Origin of the sequence: Sulfuricurvum sp. (assembly GCF_036279695.1) — a bacterium.
GTDB lineage: Bacteria > Campylobacterota > Campylobacteria > Campylobacterales > Sulfurimonadaceae > Sulfuricurvum.
The window spans coordinates 1-3,806 of record NZ_DASUIQ010000007.1; the positions used below are offsets into that span (position 1 = coordinate 1).

A 3,806-nucleotide genomic window follows, 5' to 3' on the forward strand; every position below is an offset into this window, starting at 1 on the left:
GAACCCGATATACCCTCGCACGACGAGTTTCGCACCGTTTTCTTCGAGGCGCATTTTACAGCTGTACTCTTTACCGTTATCGGGATCAAGAATTTTGCCCCCGTCCCATTCATCGCCGTCTTTTTTCATATTGCGAATGATGCTCATCCCTTTGATTTTCTGATCTTTGCGATCATCGGTACATTTGCTGCAAATACGTTCAGGATGATCGATGGGCATACCGCGCAGTACTTTTCCGCTGAGTGTGCCGTCATTGCTTCGGGTGATCTGAATGAGGGATTTTGGCTGATGGGTCGTATCATCGATAGTGAGCCACACCCCTACTGGGGTCGATTCGGCGAATGCCATTGTGCTTGCTAATAGTGTACCAAATAGCAGTGTTTTACAGGTATGTTTGATCATTACATCTTCTTTTTTTTGATTAATGATACCGTAATTGGTAAAAAATGAGACAAAACACCTCTGCTCGCACGCTTCTTGCACAACACCTTCTATCTAAGGAGTTGTCATGAAATTCTCCCTTTCCCGTCATGAACACAAACCGCTTCAAGTAAACCCCATCAAACACTCCCAGCCGATGGGTGCTACCCTCGCATTTTTAGGGGTAAAAGATTGTATGCCTCTGATGCACTCCGCGCAAGGGTGTGCCTCGTACACCAAGGTCTTTTTTACCCGCCATTTCAACGAACCTATCGCGATCAACAACACCTCCGTGAGTGACATCACCGCCGTCCTCGATGGGGGAGACTACTCGATACTCATGGCGATAGAGAACATCCAAAACAAAGAGAAAAATCTCAAACCCTCCATGATCGGTCTGCATACGACGGGGCTGACAGAGACCAAAGGGGATGACGTTCGGGGGGTGGGAACCCATATCGAAATACCCTATGTGTTCGTCAATACCCCCGACTACGAGGGGGGGATGGAGAGCGGATGGGCGCTTACGGTTACGGCGATGATCGAACAGCTCACAGAAGCATCATCCCAGATCAAATCCAACAAACTTGTATTTCTTCCGCATCTGAGTATGCAGCCGATCGAGGTGGAGAAGATCAAAGCGTTTTGTGAGGATTTCGGGTTTGAGACCTACGCGCTCCCCGATCTATCCACCTCGCTGGACGGCTACTGGGAAGCGGGGCAGGGGAAACTCGCCAACGGCGGGATAACGGTCGAGCAGATCAAAGATTTAGGAACGTCGTCGGTGGTCGTCTCTATCGGTGCCTCGATGAAAAAAGCGGCATTGGCGCTCCAAAAAAAGAACCCCGCTATCACACATCTCCATTTTGATCATCTGATGGGGTTGGGCGGGTGCGACAATTTTGTAGCAGAGCTTATGAAAATACGACAACAAGAGCCAAAACCGATGATAAAGCGGTGGCGTGCCAGGTTGCAAGATGCGATGCTCGATTCTCATTTTCTCATCGGAAGTTCCCATTTTGTCATTACGGGTGAACCTGATATGTTGGTGGGTATGTGTTCACTGCTACAAAGTGTCGGCGGAACCGTCATCGCGGCGGTATCTACGACGTTTAGCGATGTTTTGCACACCATCGAAGCGGAGAATGTATTTGTCGGGGATTTGGAAGATGCACGTCGATTTTTCCCTGATGCGGATATGGTGATCAGTAATTTCCATGCAGAACGAATCTTGCATACTATTGAGAATACGGCGCTCGTTATCCGAGGATTTCCAAATTACGAAGAGTTAGGAAACCAGCTCAAAAACGATCAACTGTATGAGGGTAGCACGTACTTTTTGTTTGAAATAGCTAACGAATTGAGAAAGGTTAAACATGAACACCAAAATCACAGTAGAGGGGAATGGGACAATGAATAGCGCTTTGAGAGTTGCGTTTGCAACCAAAGATATGGAAGAGGTCAATGCCCACTTCGGCGGAGCAAAAGAGTTTGTGGTCTACAACGTCTCACCGGATGGTTATGAAGTATCCGAAGTGATTCGAACCGATACCTCCGAACTCGAAGATGACGACAAAACCGATTTTCGTGTTCGTGCTCTGAAGGGTGTCAATATCATGTATTGCGAAAGCATCGGCGGAACGGCGGCGGCAAAAGTGATCCGCGGCGGAATCCATCCGATGAAAGTGAACGAACCGACACCGATCGAGGATATTTTGAAAACGTTGGTCACGATGATCAACGGCAACCCTCCGCCGTGGGTTAAAAACATCATGCACATGGAAACACCGCATGATATACGACAAGATCGATGGGCAGAGGGAGAATAAATGGAAGCGGAAAAACAACTTAGTGAGTTTGGGATGGAGATTGTACGTCAGATACGTGCGCTCGATCAGTTCGGAAACTGGGCGAAAATCGGTGATGAAGAACTCCTCATCAAAAAGTATGTCAAAACCAAAGAGGAGTTGAAACTCGTCCCTTTGATCGCCGACATCGATGAGATGATGATCAATGACATCAAAATGATCTACAAAGCGGTAGCGCTATCGTTTGAACGCAAAACAGGGGTCGTCTGTAACGTCATTATGGAGATGAGCCACGAAGGGTTCGGTCGCTGTGCAGTGATTGCCGATCGTATCTGTATCGTCAACAAATATTTCAAAGATGCGCACCGATTCAGCTATCGAACATTGGATGCACTTTTCGAAGACGGAGATAAAACGCTTTCAAACGCGATAGAGATTTATGAACAATACAAACCATGCATTAAAGGAGAGTAACAATGGCAAAAGTGGGAATTTTTTTCGGTAGCAGCAGCGGTGTCACACGGGGGGCGGCAGAACTATTGGCGGATGAGTTCAAAGGTTCAGAACTCATCGATATGGAAGAAGATTTTGACGGGATCGATCAATTCGAGGATTTCGATGTCCTTTTGATCGGTTCATCCACATGGGGTCAAGGGGACCCTCAGCGTGACTGGGTCGACCCGTTGTATGAATTGGACAACGAACGTCCTGATTTGAGCGGAAAAAAAGTAGCGTTCTTCGGAGCGGGCGATCAAAAAACTCACGGCGAACACTTTTTGAGCGCATTGGGGAAAATGCACGATCTTTTCATCGCTCTAGGAGCGGAAGCATACGGATTTACTTCGACGAGCGGTTATGAGTATGAGTATTCATTGGCAGAGCGTGAGGGAAAATTTTGCGGTTTGGGTATCGACGATGTTAATCAAGAAGATTTGACGGAAGAGCGGGTTAAATCGTGGGCAACTCAACTCAAAAGTGAGATGGGTTTATAAAAGGAGATGGAGATGGGAACGTTAGACGAATTTCAAAAAATTACTGATACCGAAGATTTTTTCGAGTTTTTTGATCTTGCTTATGATGAGCGCTTAGTTCAGGTCAAGCGGTTCCATATCATGAAAAAATTCGGTGAGTTGGTCGAAAAAGCCAAAGGGCATGACATGGGGAGCGATACGAAATTGCTCGAATATTACCGTTTTGCCCTGCTCACCGTCTACAAAAATTTTGAGAACGGCTATAGCCCCTCAGCCGCCGATGTGTGGGAAATGTTCGATAAACCGAGCGCTTGCGGAACCTGTTCTACCTCAAGCAGCTGTAGCACTATTGAGGAGGTGAGCAATGGAGTCCATGCCTGTACCACAAACCACACCATCAGTTTCTGAAGAGAATATGCCCATTGATGAGGCATCACGCCGTACCAATCTCTATAAGATGTCGACCAAAGATGAGATTTTGTCTCTCTATCGAGTCGGCGAGCGGGTTCGACTGACGAAATCGATCCGAAATGACGGAACCTATCCCTATGCGCAGGTCGGCGATGTATTGATCGAAGCGGGAGCCGAGGGGTATGTCCGAAAAATC

Annotated in this window: 7 protein-coding genes; 6 read left to right on the forward strand and 1 reads right to left on the reverse strand. The window is 47.3% G+C overall.

Annotation, left to right across the window (positions count from 1 at the left end; all coding sequences use genetic code 11):
- Nucleotides 1-402 (reverse strand): DUF2147 domain-containing protein (locus VFW36_RS00660; protein WP_329656895.1); only part of this gene is annotated, 402 nt, incomplete at its 3' end.
- A gap of 106 nt (nucleotides 403-508) precedes the next feature.
- Here VFW36_RS00660 and nifN point away from each other — a divergent pair.
- The 6 genes from nifN to VFW36_RS00690 form a co-directional block, all read left to right on the forward strand.
- Nucleotides 509-1,840 (forward strand): nitrogenase iron-molybdenum cofactor biosynthesis protein NifN, encoded by a 1,332-nt coding sequence (gene nifN, locus VFW36_RS00665; protein WP_329656896.1) that lies wholly within the window; start codon nucleotides 509-511, stop codon nucleotides 1,838-1,840.
- Nucleotides 1,797-2,249 carry a nitrogen fixation protein NifX gene (gene nifX / locus VFW36_RS00670; protein WP_329656897.1) on the forward strand — a complete coding sequence of 151 codons (453 nt, stop codon included), beginning with the start codon at nucleotides 1,797-1,799 and terminating at the stop codon, nucleotides 2,247-2,249. The genes nifN and nifX overlap by 44 nt, the downstream gene beginning before the upstream one ends.
- A complete protein-coding gene (locus tag VFW36_RS00675; RefSeq protein WP_329656898.1) occupies nucleotides 2,250-2,702 on the forward strand; it encodes a NifX-associated nitrogen fixation protein in 453 nt (150 codons plus the stop codon).
- A gap of 2 nt (nucleotides 2,703-2,704) precedes the next feature.
- On the forward strand, nucleotides 2,705-3,220 hold the full coding sequence (locus VFW36_RS00680) for a flavodoxin (protein WP_329656899.1): 516 nt from the start codon (nucleotides 2,705-2,707) through the stop codon (nucleotides 3,218-3,220).
- A 12-nt stretch (nucleotides 3,221-3,232) separates the two neighbouring features.
- Entirely contained in the window at nucleotides 3,233-3,607 is a 375-nt protein-coding gene (locus VFW36_RS00685) for a nitrogenase-stabilizing/protective protein NifW (RefSeq protein WP_329656900.1), read from the forward strand.
- Nucleotides 3,608-3,614: 7 nt separating this feature from the next.
- Nucleotides 3,615-3,806 (forward strand): nitrogen fixation protein NifZ (locus tag VFW36_RS00690; protein WP_329656901.1); only part of this gene is annotated, 192 nt, incomplete at its 3' end.